This window comes from uncultured Marinobacter sp., assembly GCF_913055835.1.
GTDB lineage: Bacteria > Pseudomonadota > Gammaproteobacteria > Pseudomonadales > Oleiphilaceae > Marinobacter.
The window spans coordinates 24,961-38,661 of record NZ_CAJXKQ010000001.1 but is presented as its reverse complement, the minus strand read 5'-3'; the positions used below and the strand labels follow the sequence as shown (position 1 = coordinate 38,661).

Genomic DNA, 13,701 nt, shown 5'->3' with positions numbered 1-13,701 from the left:
ATCCGAGTATATCCTGCCACTGTCAGATCGCAACACACCGGCTAAAGGAGCACTACCCATGAGGATACTCAACGCGACCATCCGCCTGCCCAACATCCTGAGCATCATCGCGGCTCTGGTTGCCGTGGTGCTTTGGGCCGTCGCGCCTCTGCTGGTGGATGCAGCGCGCTCCATTCCGCCGTTTCAGCTTACGACCATCGCCCTGATCAGCGGTGCCCTGGCTGTGCTGCCCATGAGTTTGCGCGGCCGCGAAGCGCGCAGATCCGTGAGAGTCTCCTGGCAATGGAAACTGGTTATTTTCGGGCTTGTGCCATTGCTGGTACTGGGAGCGGTCGGCGCCTATCTGGCCGGTTTGGGCATGGCGCCCACCGCAGAGGCGTCACTGATCACCTATACCTGGCCGGTGATGTTCATCCTGATCAGCCAGTGGGCTTTCCATCGGCGGATCGCCCTACCGGTTATTGCGGGGGCACTGATTGCCTTTGCCGGGGCGGCTTTGCTGCTCGGCCCAGAGGCTCTGAATAATGGTTTTTCAGGCAATCTGACTGGCTACGGGCTAGCTCTTGTGGCCGGGGGCTGCTGGGCCCTGTATTCGTGGATCTGCCAGGCAACACCGGTTGCGATCGCTCCGGTCATGCCAGGCCTGTTCCTTCTGGCCGGCGCCGGAGCAGCAGCCGCGGACACCGTATCCGGCTCTGCCCATGCACTGCCTTCAGGCACCGCGCTTGTGGCTGGTGTCGCACTCGGTCTGGGGCCATACGGACTGGCCATGGTGGCCTGGGATCTGGCCCTTCGGAAGGGGCCCACGGCACTGGTGGGAAGCCTCGCCTATGCGGTGCCCGTGCTCGCCGCCCTTTTCCTGGTGCTGGCCGGAATCGCAGCGCCGGACTGGCGGCTGCCCCTGGCAGCAGTGCTTGTGGTGCTGGGCTCACTGGTGGCATCAAGCCGCAGGAAAGCCTGAACAGGCCATACCGGCGGCATTAGGGCTGGTTCAAGGCCAGACCTATCGTTCTTTACAGGAAGACTTGCGTATACTCCTCATGAGCCACTCAAACCGCATGAGGAGTATGCCAATGGCCGATGAAGATACACTCACCGCACTGAAAACCGCCTTTACCTTCATGCCCCAGCCGGTCGAGATCAACCGGTTTGAATACGGGGATGATGCTGACAGAATCCTCGCCCAGGTGAACTTCGTACGGGAAGTGCTGACCAGTCACGGCATTGACCCGGAAGAAGTCGCCGGCGAAATCAACCCGGACTCATCCCCCAATTCCTGTTACTGAGCCACCGCACTTCAGGAGCAAGCATGCCTTATCAGTTCGAAGACCTGAAAAAGAGCTGCCACAGTGAATGGCAGGCGTACATCCAACACAGCTTCGTGCAGCAGCTGGGCAATGCGTCGCTGGCGCCCGAGGCGTTCCAGCATTACCTCAAGCAGGACTACCTGTTCCTGATCCAGTTTGCCCGTGCCTTTGCCCTGGCCGCTTACAAAAGCCCAACTCTGTCGGACCTTCGGCAAGCCAAGGAGGGGTTGCAGGCCATCGTGGATGTCGAGCTGGACCTGCACGTCAGCTACTGCAAGGAATGGGGCATTTCCGAACAAGAGCTGGCCGATCTGCCGGAAGCCCGGGCCACATTGGCCTACACACGCTACGTTCTGGATACCGGCAACCGGGGCGACCTTCTGGACCTGCACGTCGCCCTGTCGCCGTGCATGGTGGGCTACGGTGAAATCGCCAACTGGCTCAACAGCCGCGCAGAGACTGTCCGGGGCGACGGCAATCCCTATGATGCCTGGATCGCCATGTATGAAAGCGCGGAGTTCCAGGGAGCCATGCAGGCCGAGATTGACTGGCTCAACGAACGCCTGGCCGATGTCTCCCCTGCCCGCTTCAAGGAACTGACCCGGATCTTCAGCGACGCCACCCGGCTTGAAATCGATTTCTGGGAAATGGGCCTGAAACAGAGCGATTGATTTGCTCAACGGCTTTCAAGCCGCTGGTCTCGGCCAGACTACAGATTGCGCAGGTATCCGGGGCCAAGTTGCGCCATCTGACCTTGAATCCAAGCCACTCTTTCCAGCACGTATGAGGATGGTGAGTTGACACGCAACACTTTGGGATTCGGAAGGACGGCCGCAAGTACGGCCGACTGGTACTGCGTGAGATGACGGGCTGGCTTGCCGAAATAGGCCTGGCTGGCAGCTTCGACACCATAGATGCCGGGACCAAACTCAGCAATGTTCAGATAAACTTCCAGCACCCGTTGTTTTGGCCAGAGGCCGTCTATAACAAGAGCCAAACCCGCCTCGATGGCCTTGCGGATAAAACTACGCCCGTTCCAGAGAAAGAGGTTCTTGGCCGTTTGCTGGGTGATGGTGCTCGCCCCTCTGAGCCCCTCGCCCGCCCTGTATTCGGAGAGAGCCTGACGGATGGCCTCAAAATCCACGCCCACATGATGCGGGAATCGCTGATCCTCGCTGGCAACCACCGCCAACGGCATCCAGGCAGAGATCTCACGCATGGGCACCCATTCGTGGGCGAGGGATTTGCCGGTACTCTGGAGCTGATAACCCAGCATGAAGGCCGAAGTCGGCGGATTCACGAACCGAAAGACCAGAACAACCAACAGGATCAGCACGATAGCGCCAACGCATAGCAGCGACAACCATCGCACAAGTTTGCGAGCGCCTGATCCCCTGGCCATCAGCTCAAACCCTCATCATGGAAGAAGCGATTTCCCGCTGCGAATTGACCAACCGCCCGGGGAGCGCGCAAACTTCTTCCAGTGATTCTGCAAGAGCCTATGCTACGACCATGCCTGCAAAAGTCAAAACCCGCATTCTCTTTCATTCCAGACGCCTGAATATATACCTGGTCCGATATCCACAGGGCCACAAGGTAGGGCCGCACGTGGACATGGTCTCAGAGGGCCGACTTTACAAACTTAATTGTGTTTTAGCCAAGCCCAAAGCCGGTGGGGAATTCATCTGCGAGAAAAACATCTTTAACCTTTTCGGCCGACTGTATCTTTTCCGTCCGGATCTTTACCAGCACAGGGTTTCCAGAATCGAAAGCGGTAACAGGTGGCTGCTGAGCTTTGCCTTGACTGCACCCTGAAATACTCTGCCAGGGGCAGTAATCGCCACGTAGCGGCCAGTAATTATCAGTCAGAGTCTCCACCGTTCTGTTAAGCAGGTCAGCTCAACAGGCATTCCTTGGCTTCGTTAATACGCGCTGCCAGGTAATTGCTGCCACCATGATCCGGGTGGAGTTTCTGCATCATCCGTCGATGGGCCTTGATGATCTCGTCACGACTTGCTCCAGGCTCGAGCCCAAGGATATCCAGTGCTTCGCTTTCGGTCAGAGGGCCTCCCGCGTTGCCATTGCTGCCAGTCTGCCTATCTTCCGAGGCCGCCTCATCGTCCTGTCGCCAGGAATCACCGAACCGGCGATCCAGATAACTTTCCAGGAGCCGGGCTGAGTCTTCGTCCTGCGCCCGGCAATAACGCAGCAGTTCAAGGAACTCGTTCTCGCCCAAATCCGCCAGCTCGCGGCCTTCCATGGGCCCCTTGATGACCCTGCCGCTCATGGTTCCGGAATCGTGGTCCAGAGTCATTTCCAGGATGTCACTGGACACATGAGATTGATTTCCAGCTTTGGCTTGGGCTCCGCCAGCCATGCCACCCAGCCCACCACGCAACAAAGACGGCAGCATGCGACGCAATAGCGGATACAGAAACGCCAACCCGGCGAACACAAAATGCAGGCGCCCGGTTACGGCCAGAACGACCACGATCCCGATACCGACCAACAAAGCGAGTTTAAGAATGGCTGCATTACGTTGGCTGGCCGGCTGATTGCGCAACCACACCCAGGCAACAACCGCGACAACGATGGCAACAAGCGTTAACGGCACTCAGATACCCCGGGCGCACCGGCCCTTGAATGGATTTCCCGAAGCACTATCGGATCTGCTTCGTCAGGCGCTTCACTTCCGAAGAGCTGCGGCTTGAAAAGTCCTGCAGAGCCTTGGCTCCCCCGGAAGCATAGACCGCAACCGCCGCCATAAGATCCTTCAAAACTTGGGGACTGTTACGATCAAAGGGCGCGTATGCGCCTCCAGAGAGTTTACTCACCTGCTGGAACACCGCCCGGGCATGGGCATCATGCCCCTCATGAAACATGAACACCGGTGTGCGAAGCATTCCCAATTCCCCCGCGGTGTGACAGAGCTCGTCCACCGGTTCCTCGCAACAGTCACCGATAAACACCACCGCCTTGACGGGCTTGGCGCGGGTTTCTTTCACCGCATGGGCCAATATCCGGCTGATCTGGGTGCGCCCACCGAGGCAGGAGACGCCGTTCATCAGGTCCAGCAATTGCCCGGTCTCGTTCACGAACCTCGTGGCCTTGAACTCACCGTACCCACGATAGTAACAGAGCTGAATAGCCAACCCGCCCAGATCGCGGGTTGCCATGAATAGCTCGCTCTGCAGATGACAGGCCTGATCCCAGGTTGCCTCCCGGCTTGCGGTGGCATCCAGCGCGAAAATCAGCCGCCCCTGCCCGCCGCCCTGCTTGGGGAGCGTCCGGACCTCGTTGATAAACTGATCAATCGCCTTTTTGTCGGATCGGGTGCGTAGCTCTTTGTCGGACATAGGCTCCAGAAAATCCCTGCGACAGAAAAATCTGACGCTAAAATAGTAGGGCATAGATCGCACAATTCACAGGCTTGGCAAGAGGCGACGCATCGTGAATACAGGGCGTTGGCACCGAATCAGGAACCTGGCCAGATTCCGGTTTTTCCTTCTGGGCCCGCTTCTTATTGCCACCCTCGCTCTGCCATGCGCGGCGCAGGCCTCAAACAGTTTTTACCTGCTCTATCGCCAATGGCAGCCGTACGACTGGCCTGGGAATCTGCCCTCTGCCAGCGAGGTGACCCGCTCGCAGCGAGGGCTTGGCTGGCAGAAACAGGGCTCTGTCAGCACCTTCGGCATCGATTACGATTATCAGCCACTGCGCATCCGCGCCGGCGACCCGGCCCACAACGGGCACCTGCATCGGTTAACCTTCGGTGGTGAATGGCAGCTCGGGCTTTACCGCCTGGAAGCGCAGGCCGGCGTTGCCGGCACTTCCAACATGTTCAAGTACCAAGACTTTCACAGTGACGTGCTGAATGGCCGCATTGCAATGTTCCGGGCGATGGACGAAACAAGCCCCTTGAGCTTCGGGATAGGCGGCGACCATCGATTCGGATCCTTCCGCTGGCTTCCCCGAGTCCGCTGGCATCAACGCAATGAAAACGGGCATTGGCTGCTCGACCTGCCGGTTTTACTGCAATGGCAGAGCCCTGGCCAGCGCTGGGCATTTCGGTTGGAACGAAACGGGGATCGTTGGGCCACGTTGGACAAGGACAGAGACGTTGAGAGTGCATTGTATCTGCGGGAGTGGAGAACGGAACTTGAATACCGGGCCTACGACGGAGGCGGGGCGTGGCCGGGAGTGACTATTGGCATCGGCGCCAGCATCGATACCCGCGTCCAATACAAGGACCTGAACACGGGCACCGTGAATCTGAGCCTGGGTGAGGCACTACTGGCCAGCCTCAGGCTTGATTGGTAAGAAAGTCATTCGCTTCCGAGAGCAAATATAAAAGCGCAAGCTCACCCCGCCAGAGCGGCTCTCACCTTCTTGCTCAGATGGCCCATCTCAACCCGGCCAAGTACCTGGGGTTTTAGCTCGTTCATCACTTTCCCCATGTCCTGCATTCCCTGGGCGTCGGTTGCACTGATCGCCATCCGGATCAATCCATCCAGGTCATCCTCGTTCAGGGCCGCGGGCATGAACTCCTCGATGATCACCATTTCGGCGCGCTCTTTGTCACCCAGTTCCTCTCGGCCGGCATCATCATACTGACTCGCGGCGTCGCGGCGCTGTTTAAGCATCTTGTCCAGCACCTTCAGAACATCCTCGTCGTTGAGCTCGCGGCGTTCATCAATCTCGATCTGCTTCACCGCAGACTGGGCCATACGCAAGGTAACCAGACGGGTTTTGTCCTTGTTACGCATTGCTTCTTTTACCGCGCTGTTCAGTTGTTCCTTAAGGGTTGGTGCCGTCATTGCTGATCTCCTGTTATTTGGCCTGTACCACACCTACATGGGGGCAGACTCCTGAAAATACAAAGGCCCCTCGATGAGGGGCCTTTAAAGTCGCACGGAATATGGCTGCGATCAGCGTGCCTCTACATCTTGCCTTCCGCGATCAGCAAGCGGCGTTCGTGATGAAGGCCTTTGAACAGGCTGTAGGTCATCACCAGTAGCACTATCGTGAATGGCAGCCCGACACTCACAGCGCCGGCCTGCAGGGCATTCAGCGCCTGTTCACCACCTACAAACAGAAGCACGGCAGCAATTGCCCCCTCGGTAACTGCCCAGAAAATCCGCTGAGCTGTCGGTGCGTCCGTCTTGCCACCGGAAGTAATACTATCGATGACAAGCGAACCGGAATCCGAGGATGTTACGAAGAAGGTCAACACCAGGGCAATGCCGATAAACGAGGTAATTGCCGTCAGGGGAATATTATCCAGTGCCTGGAACATGGCCAGCGACACCTCAGTTATCCCGTCAGACGCCAGCACACCAATATCGTTCTGCACCTGATGAAGCGCGCTGCCTCCGAACGTGCTCATCCAGAACACAGTGATTATGGTTGGAATGATCAGCACCGCCATCACGAATTCGCGCACCGTCCGGCCATGGGAAACCCTGGCGATAAACATTCCGACGAACGGTGACCAGGAAATCCACCAGGCCCAATAGAAAACCGTCCAGCCGTGGAACCAGGTTGAATCCTCTTCGCGACCGAATGGATTACTGAGCGCAAACATATTAGAGGCGTAGGAGACCGATGTATCCCAAAGCCACTGAAAGATGGCGAGCGTGGGCCCTGCGAACATCACGAACAGGAGCAGCAGCCCGGCCATTATCATGTTGGCGTTACTCAGAATCCGAACGCCGCCATGAATGCCACGAATGACAGAGAGTGTCGCAACCGCGGTGACGCCCGCAATCACGCCCACCTGAACGTTAAGACCTCCCTCGATATCAAACAGGTAGGCAAGCCCCGATGCGGCCTGCTGGGCACCAAAGCCCAGAGAGGTGGCAAGACCAAAAATCGTCGCCAGCACGGCCACTATATCGATGATGTTTCCTGGCGTGCCCCACACCTTGTCGCCAAGAATTGGAAAGAAAGCAGAGCGAATGGTTAATGGTAGGCCTTTGTTGAAAGCAAAGAAGGACAATGAGAGCCCGACAATGGCATAAATCGCCCAGGGGTGCAGACCCCAGTGGTACATGGTCGCGCCCATCGCTAGCCGAGCGCCTTCTTCGGTGTTTGGTTCAACCCCCAGAGGCGTTCCATACCAGTCAGTGTAATAGGCTACCGGTTCGGCCACCGACCAGAACATCAAACCTATCCCCATGCCGGCAGCGAACAGCATGGCAAACCATGACAGCAACGAGAATTCAGGTTTGGCATCGATACCGCCAATCCGAATTTTGCCCACAGGCATGAAAATCAGCGCCAGGCAGCAGATAACAAACAGGTTTGCGCTGAGCAGAAAGCCCCAGTCGAAGATAGCGATTGCACCGTTCTTGGCGCCATCAAGCAGTTCCTTTGCACCAGCAGGAAATATCAGTGTTCCAACGACAAACGCAACGATCAGTACTGCGGTTAAGGGAAACACGATATTGTGGATATCAAATCCGAATTTCTCGATATTATCCTGACCGGCCACGTAGTCGGTCTGATAATCATCTTTCACAACGTCACCCATAGTGAGGGCTCCTTTGACTGCAGACGCCGGCAGTCGGTTGGAAAATTTACCTCTCTAAGTGCCACATCAATAGTTTGAACTCTAAGAATCGAAATTTCCAACACACCGCCAAAAAGCGGAAATTGCAGGATATGGAAAGAAGCTTTGCCATTTTTGAGTCCTTATTCGAAGGAGCGACTCTCCAACTCTGTTAAACTTGACCGACTCTATGCCCCGGCAACGCTCGAAGGTTCGCGCCCATGAAACTTAATCCTTTTAACACCCGTATCGGCCTGGCTCTGGGGGGTGGCGCTGCCAAGGGCATTGCACACATTGGTGTGCTGAAGGCGTTTGAGGAAGAGCAGATCAAGATACATTGCATATCGGGCACCAGCGCAGGCGCCCTCATCGCAAGCTACCACGCCTTCGGCCGCCCGGCTGAGTCCATCCTCAGCATTTGCTCTACGCTGAACCTGTCGAAAATCATCAATTTTACCTTCGAGCGTGGCGGGCTTTTCAGCACCAATACCGTTCGCGAGATGATCCACCGTGACCTGGGGGATGTCCGGATCGAAGACGCCGACATTCCGCTGGCCATCTGCGCCACGGATATCGAGACCGGCGAGCAGCTGATTTTCCGGGAAGGCAATCTGGCGGACGTTGTCTGCGCGTCTATGGCGGTACCCGGCCTGTTTGTACCGGTCGAAATTGACGGGCGGACTCTGGTGGACGGCGGGCTGGTTGAGAACGTACCGATTTCGCCACTGGCAAAAATGGGCGCCGGTATCACGGTCGCCGTCGACCTGAGCCATGTCAGCCGCTACCCGAAGCCTGACAACACCTTCGATGTCATCACCAATGCCATCAATATTGGTATCGACTTCAACACCCGCAAACAGCTGAAAAACGCCGATATAGCCGTAGCACTGGACCTGAGCAGCTACAGTCTCACCAACAACGCAGACCGTATTGATGAGCTGTACCTGGAAGGCTATCACCCCATGAAGAAAAAGATCCGTCAGGTGCTCTGGTACAAGCGGATGCACGTTGCCATCAGCCTTCTGAAAACAACCCGGACATTAATGCCCTTCAAGGTGCCGGAGATTCTCAAAGAGCTGAAACGCCACGGCTTTGCGGTGCGCAATCGGCATTAGCCTCTCAATGGGCTCTCAATCGCCCTCAGCGGTGAACCAAAACGCTCTTTGAAGCCTACTCTTCACACCCGATCATTTTTCAAAGCGAACGGAGCTTGCGCATGATTACAGTTCACCACCTGAACAATTCCCGCTCACAACGCGTCCTCTGGATGCTGGAAGAGCTGGGTGTGCCCTACGAGATCAAGCACTACCAGCGTGATCCCAAAACCATGCTGGCACCGGAAAGCCTCAAAAAGGTGCATCCTCTGGGCAAATCTCCGGTGATTACCGACGGCGATCTGGTGGTGGCCGAATCCGGCGCCATTATCGAGTACCTGGCCCACACCTACGGCAAAGACACCATGTTGCCCGAAAGCGGCGGCCAGGCCTGGCTCGACTACACCTACTGGCTGCACTATGCAGAAGGCTCCCTGATGCCGCCGCTGGTCATGCGTCTGGTGTTTGAGAAAGTCAAAACGAGCCCGATGCCGTTCTTTATTAAACCGGTCGCCAAAGGCATTTCTGACAAAACCAATGAAATCTTCATTGGCCCGATGATCAAAACCCATCTGGATTTTGTGGAAGACCACCTGGCGAAGAATACCTGGTTCCTGGGTGACAAACTGAGCGCGGCAGATATCCAGATGAGCTTTCCGCTCGAGGCCTCGGTAGCCAGGGGTATCGTCGGCAGGAACCGCCCCCATATCACCGGCTGGGTGAAACGGGTTCACGCCAGACCGGCTTATCAGAAGGCATTGGAGAAAGGCGGCGATTACGACTTCGCCTGAAGGTCAGGCTGTCACCTATTCAAAAGGAAATCCGAAACAACCTCGTTAAAGCGCCTTGCGTCTTCCAGGTAAGGCGCGTGGCCCAAGCCGCTCAGTTCCACGTGTTGGACATCCGGAATATGGGCCAGCAAGGGCTCAGCCTTTGTCAGGGGCGCCACCGAATCCTTGTCGCAGGTGATCACCAGAGTTTTTGCCTTTATTTTTGCCAGCTCAGGAATCAGGTTGGCGGTCTGGATGGCCCAGGCCGCATTCACAACACCATCCGGCCTGGATTCGGCAGCAATGGCTGCAACCCGCTCGAACAGTTCCTCGCTGGTTTCATCCGGCAACATACCCTTGGCGCGTCGCCTGCCGTATTCCTCCCTGGGCAACTCTTCCAGTTCACGCAACCGGCGCTGATAACGTTCATTGGCACCGTCCGTCAAACCGTGGCCCGGGTGGGTGCAGGAGAGAACCAGTCGCTTCACGATCTCCGGTTCCATGATGGCTATTTTCATCGCCACCAACCCTCCCATGGAATGCCCGACCAGATTGACCGGGCCGTCGGTGCAGGTCTCAAGAAACTCGATAGCGACTTTAGCAAGATCCGTTACGGAGTCACCAGCCACGTCGGATTGGCCATACCCGGGCGCATCCCACGCCCACATCTTCATTGACGTTGCCAGGGCCGACAACTGATCAACCCAGCTCGATCCGTTGCCATTGAGGCCGTGAAGGAAGAGCACCGGCGTACCGCTGCCGTTTTCCAGGTAGCTAAGCCGACCATGCGCAAGGCGTACAATCGATCGGGGCATTTGCTGTTCCATAGTGGTCCCTTCGCTCATAGTGGGGTGTCTTCAAAACGGAGATTCTTCACCGTCGTCTGACCCTTTCAGCAGTTCGTTTTCATCGCCGGAATCATCGTCCGAGCGGTAGGATTCGTTCACCTGCAGATCGTCAGTGAACAGCGGCTCCTCGGTCTTCCCTTCCAGTAAGTATTCGGCCCCCGCTTCCGACATTTTTCTGCCGCTGTGACCAATGCCGTAGACGGTTTCCAGCTCCCAGTTGTATTCCGTGTTCAGCTTTTCGGCCTGCTCCCTGTTCACCCGGTAAAAGTTCTTGCCCTTTTCCAGGCGGTGCGCGCCCTGGGCCTTGGCAATTTCAAGCTGGCTCAGCAGACGGTGAGAGGTATCGTCATCGTCGGTGCCCAGCATGATCACCAAATGGTGCTTGTAGGAGGCTTTGAGGTCCTCTGGTTCAACGCCCGTGTTCTTCAGCCCGTAACGCAGGGGCAAGGTCCAGTCCGGGAAGGTGTAGGTGCCTGAATTAGCGGCGATGCCCGTGCCTATGCGGGCCTGCGGGTACAGCATGATCATGCGGGTAACGAACTGGGCTCCACTGCCATGGCCCCAGATATCGTAGGTTTCGGCATCCAGGTTGAAGTGTTTTTTCAGCTCATCGAAGGCACGTTCGAAGGCGGCAAACGAGGTCTGCTCCACGGGCACCCGCTGACCCTTGGTTTCGTCGGTAGAGTCAGAATCCGGCGTTACCCAGTTGCCGGTCTGATACCCCCAGCCCGTGGGAAAGTCCTGGTCTGAGATTTCCGGCGCAACGATGAGAACGCCGTATTGTTTTGCGTAAGCACCCCAGTAATCACGGTATTTGTCCGCGTCCCGACGACCACCGTGCATCACCATGATGACCCGTGTGTCGGGTTTGATCTGATCAGGTCGCGAATACCAGAGCCGCATATCCACCGGCTTGGCGTCGGTGCCAGCGGAAACCACGAAAGAACCGTAGCTCTCAAAGGTTTCCGGCTGAAAGAGGTCAGATTCAGATTCTTCGCTGTATGCCGCACTACCGGGTTGCACCGAGGCACAACCGGAGAGGACTGACATGAGTCCTACTAGAAATATGGCGATGAGTTTCATTGCGCAGGTCCTCTGTGTTGTTGTCTGGATCAGGATTTAAGCTGGCTGCCGGCAGTTTTCGCTTTCCAGCACTGAACCAGCGTGTTGTCGATGAGTTCGGGCCCCGGGGCCTCTTCGCGGCATTGCTGTTCAGCAATGGGGCAACGTGGGTGGAACGGACATCCGCCTGGACGATTCATCGGATTCGGGAAATCTCCGGACAATCCGGGATCCGGTACGCTTTCTCCCGGCGAGATGCTCAGCGCTGAATCCATCAGCGCGTGGGTATAAGGGTGCTTCGGGCTGGACATAACCTGGTCACGTTCGCCGCATTCGACAATTTCGCCCAGGTACATCACCGCCACCCGATCCGCCATGTGCTGAACCACGGAAAGGTTGTGGGTAACGAACAGATAGGTCAGGTCCAGCTCGTCCCGCAGGTCCAACAGCAGGTTGAGGATCTGCGCCTGTACCGAAACATCCAAAGCCGAGGTAGGCTCATCGCAGATCACCACTTCCGGATTCAGGATCAGCGCACGACCAATGGCCGCACGCTGCCGCTGGCCCCCGGAGAGCTGGTCGGGATAGCTGTTGAACACCCGTGACGGCAGGCCAACCAGCTCCATCATGTCCCGGACCCTCTTGTGTTGCTCGTGGGAGGATCCAATACCGTGCACCACCAGTGGCTTTGCGATGATCTCGCCAATGGTTTTCCGGGGGTTCAGCGACGAATAGGGATCCTGGAAAATGGGCTGGATCATGCGGGCCCGTTCCATGGGCGGAAGATTTCCAATGCGCTGGCCGTTGAGTGATACCGAGCCGGTCGACGGCGCCTGAAGTCCCATGATGGTTCGGGTCAGTGTTGTTTTGCCGCAGCCTGACTCGCCCACCAGAGCCAGGACCTCCCCCTTGTTCAGGGTCAGGCTGACATCATCCAGTGCCTGCAGCGGTTTGCGTTTTCCGAACAGCCCCCTGCGTACCGAAAAGGTACAGCTGACATGTTCCACCGCCAGAATGGCTTCTGCCCCGCGACTGTGGTTTTTTCCGATTCTTTCGCTGCCAACTGGCCGCTCCGCCGTCCCCTCGCCTTGCTCAGTTTCAGGCTCATGGCACACAAAGTACCTGCCCTCATGGAGCTTCTTCGTTGGCGGATTCGTTGTTGTGCAAACGTCTGCTGCCCTCGGGCAGCGGGAAGCAAAGGCGCAGCCCGAGATCTCGCCGGTCATGGCAGGAACAATACCCGGAATCGCCCCAAGCCGTTGCTGGCTTTTCCCCCGGTACCCTGGCACACACTCCAGTAACTCTTTGGTGTAGGGATGGCGCGGGTTTTCCAGCACCTCTGCCGTCTTGCCGGTTTCGACGATATCGCCGGCGTACATAACCGCTATGTTGTCAGCGGCCCGCGACACCACACCCAGGTCATGGGTAATCAGAATCATGGACATGCCGAACTCCCGCTGAAGATCCCGGAGCAGGTGCAGGATCTGGGCCTGGATGGTCACATCCAGAGCCGTCGTGGGCTCGTCGGCAATCAGCAGTTCCGGCTCGTTCATCAGGGCCATGGCGATCATCACTCTCTGGCGCTGACCTCCGGAGAGTTCATGGGGGTACTGCTTGAGACGGCTGGCCGGATCGGGCAGGCCAACCCTCTCCAGCAGGTAGATCGCCCTTTTCTCTGCCTCGGAATCTGACACCTTGCGGTGCAGAGTCATGGTTTCCTTCAGTTGCCGTCCGATGGAGTACACCGGGTTCAGACTGGTCATCGGCTCCTGGAAAATCATGCCGATACGCTGGCCCCGGATCTTGCTGGCCAACTCCCGCTCGGTGGCGTGAGTCAGGTCACTGCCATCGAAGTCGATACAGGAGGCCTGGCGTCTTGCGGCGGGTGGCAAAAGGTTCATCAACGCAAGTGCGGTCATGGATTTGCCGGAGCCGGACTCACCCACAATACCCAGGGTTTCCCCGCGATTGAGTTCCAGGCTGATACCACGAACCGCGTGCAGCGTACTGGAATCGGTCGGAATATCGACTGACAGATCCTGGATATCCAGAATGGATGCCGTGCTCATA

The 13,701-nt window shown here is 57.2% G+C and carries 14 protein-coding genes and 2 pseudogenes; 7 read left to right on the top strand and 9 right to left on the bottom strand.

Going from position 1 to position 13,701, the window contains the following annotated elements; translation table 11 throughout:
- The first annotated feature begins 58 nt into the window (after window positions 1–58).
- The 3 genes from QZ534_RS00220 (at window position 59) to tenA (ending at window position 1,978) form a co-directional block, all read left to right on the top strand.
- Window positions 59–961, top strand: coding sequence for a DMT family transporter (locus QZ534_RS00220; protein WP_296929917.1), 903 nt, complete (start codon window positions 59–61; stop codon window positions 959–961).
- Between the two features lie 112 nt (window positions 962–1,073).
- Complete coding sequence (locus QZ534_RS00215) at window positions 1,074–1,286, top strand: penicillin-binding protein (RefSeq protein WP_069184321.1); 213 nt, start codon at window positions 1,074–1,076, stop codon at window positions 1,284–1,286.
- Between the two features lie 23 nt (window positions 1,287–1,309).
- Entirely contained in the window at window positions 1,310–1,978 is a 669-nt protein-coding gene (tenA, locus tag QZ534_RS00210; RefSeq protein ID WP_296929910.1) for a thiaminase II, read from the top strand.
- Window positions 1,979–2,016: 38 nt separating this feature from the next.
- Here the strand turns inward: tenA and mtgA are convergent, their stop codons facing one another.
- Window positions 2,017–2,709: a monofunctional biosynthetic peptidoglycan transglycosylase gene (gene mtgA / locus QZ534_RS00205; RefSeq protein ID WP_296929907.1), complete on the bottom strand. Its 693-nt coding sequence runs from the start codon at window positions 2,707–2,709 to the stop codon at window positions 2,017–2,019.
- A 110-nt stretch (window positions 2,710–2,819) separates the two neighbouring features.
- Here mtgA and QZ534_RS00200 point away from each other — a divergent pair, with 110 nt between their 5' ends.
- Window positions 2,820–3,122: a 2OG-Fe(II) oxygenase gene (locus QZ534_RS00200; protein WP_296930651.1), complete on the top strand. Its 303-nt coding sequence runs from the start codon at window positions 2,820–2,822 to the stop codon at window positions 3,120–3,122.
- A gap of 79 nt (window positions 3,123–3,201) precedes the next feature.
- On the opposite strand, the gene QZ534_RS00195 is transcribed toward QZ534_RS00200, so the two are convergent.
- Complete coding sequence (locus QZ534_RS00195; protein ID WP_296929904.1) at window positions 3,202–3,921, bottom strand: DnaJ domain-containing protein; 720 nt, start codon at window positions 3,919–3,921, stop codon at window positions 3,202–3,204.
- A 46-nt stretch (window positions 3,922–3,967) separates the two neighbouring features.
- Window positions 3,968–4,663, bottom strand: a complete 696-nt coding sequence (locus QZ534_RS00190; protein ID WP_296929901.1) for a VWA domain-containing protein — start codon at window positions 4,661–4,663, stop codon at window positions 3,968–3,970.
- Between the two features lie 94 nt (window positions 4,664–4,757).
- Here QZ534_RS00190 and QZ534_RS00185 point away from each other — a divergent pair, with 94 nt between their 5' ends.
- Window positions 4,758–5,627, top strand: a complete 870-nt coding sequence (locus tag QZ534_RS00185) for a hypothetical protein (protein WP_296929898.1) — start codon at window positions 4,758–4,760, stop codon at window positions 5,625–5,627.
- A gap of 41 nt (window positions 5,628–5,668) precedes the next feature.
- Here QZ534_RS00185 and QZ534_RS00180 read toward each other — a convergent pair whose 3' ends face one another.
- A complete protein-coding gene (locus QZ534_RS00180) occupies window positions 5,669–6,124 on the bottom strand; it encodes a GatB/YqeY domain-containing protein (protein ID WP_296929895.1) in 456 nt (151 codons plus the stop codon).
- Window positions 6,125–6,246: 122 nt separating this feature from the next.
- Complete coding sequence (locus tag QZ534_RS00175; RefSeq protein ID WP_296929893.1) at window positions 6,247–7,839, bottom strand: BCCT family transporter; 1,593 nt, start codon at window positions 7,837–7,839, stop codon at window positions 6,247–6,249.
- Window positions 7,840–8,078: 239 nt separating this feature from the next.
- Here QZ534_RS00175 and QZ534_RS00170 point away from each other — a divergent pair, with 239 nt between their 5' ends.
- Both QZ534_RS00170 and QZ534_RS00165 read left to right on the top strand, forming a co-directional pair.
- Window positions 8,079–8,972, top strand: coding sequence for a patatin-like phospholipase family protein (locus tag QZ534_RS00170; RefSeq protein ID WP_296929891.1), 894 nt, complete (start codon window positions 8,079–8,081; stop codon window positions 8,970–8,972).
- Between the two features lie 101 nt (window positions 8,973–9,073).
- A complete protein-coding gene (locus tag QZ534_RS00165; protein ID WP_296929888.1) occupies window positions 9,074–9,742 on the top strand; it encodes a glutathione S-transferase in 669 nt (222 codons plus the stop codon).
- 11 nt (window positions 9,743–9,753) lie between these two features.
- Here the strand turns inward: QZ534_RS00165 and QZ534_RS00160 are convergent, their stop codons facing one another.
- The 4 genes and pseudogenes from QZ534_RS00160 to QZ534_RS18865 form a co-directional block, all read right to left on the bottom strand.
- On the bottom strand, window positions 9,754–10,536 hold the full coding sequence (locus tag QZ534_RS00160) for an alpha/beta hydrolase (RefSeq protein ID WP_296929885.1): 783 nt from the start codon (window positions 10,534–10,536) through the stop codon (window positions 9,754–9,756).
- Between the two features lie 42 nt (window positions 10,537–10,578).
- Entirely contained in the window at window positions 10,579–11,652 is a 1,074-nt protein-coding gene (locus tag QZ534_RS00155) for a hypothetical protein (RefSeq protein ID WP_296929882.1), read from the bottom strand.
- Between the two features lie 29 nt (window positions 11,653–11,681).
- Window positions 11,682–12,650, bottom strand: a pseudogene (locus QZ534_RS18870) (oligopeptide/dipeptide ABC transporter ATP-binding protein); the annotation flags it as partial.
- 84 nt (window positions 12,651–12,734) lie between these two features.
- Window positions 12,735–13,700: pseudogene (locus QZ534_RS18865) on the bottom strand (ABC transporter ATP-binding protein); the annotation flags it as partial.
- Window position 13,701: the final 1 nt, after the last annotated feature.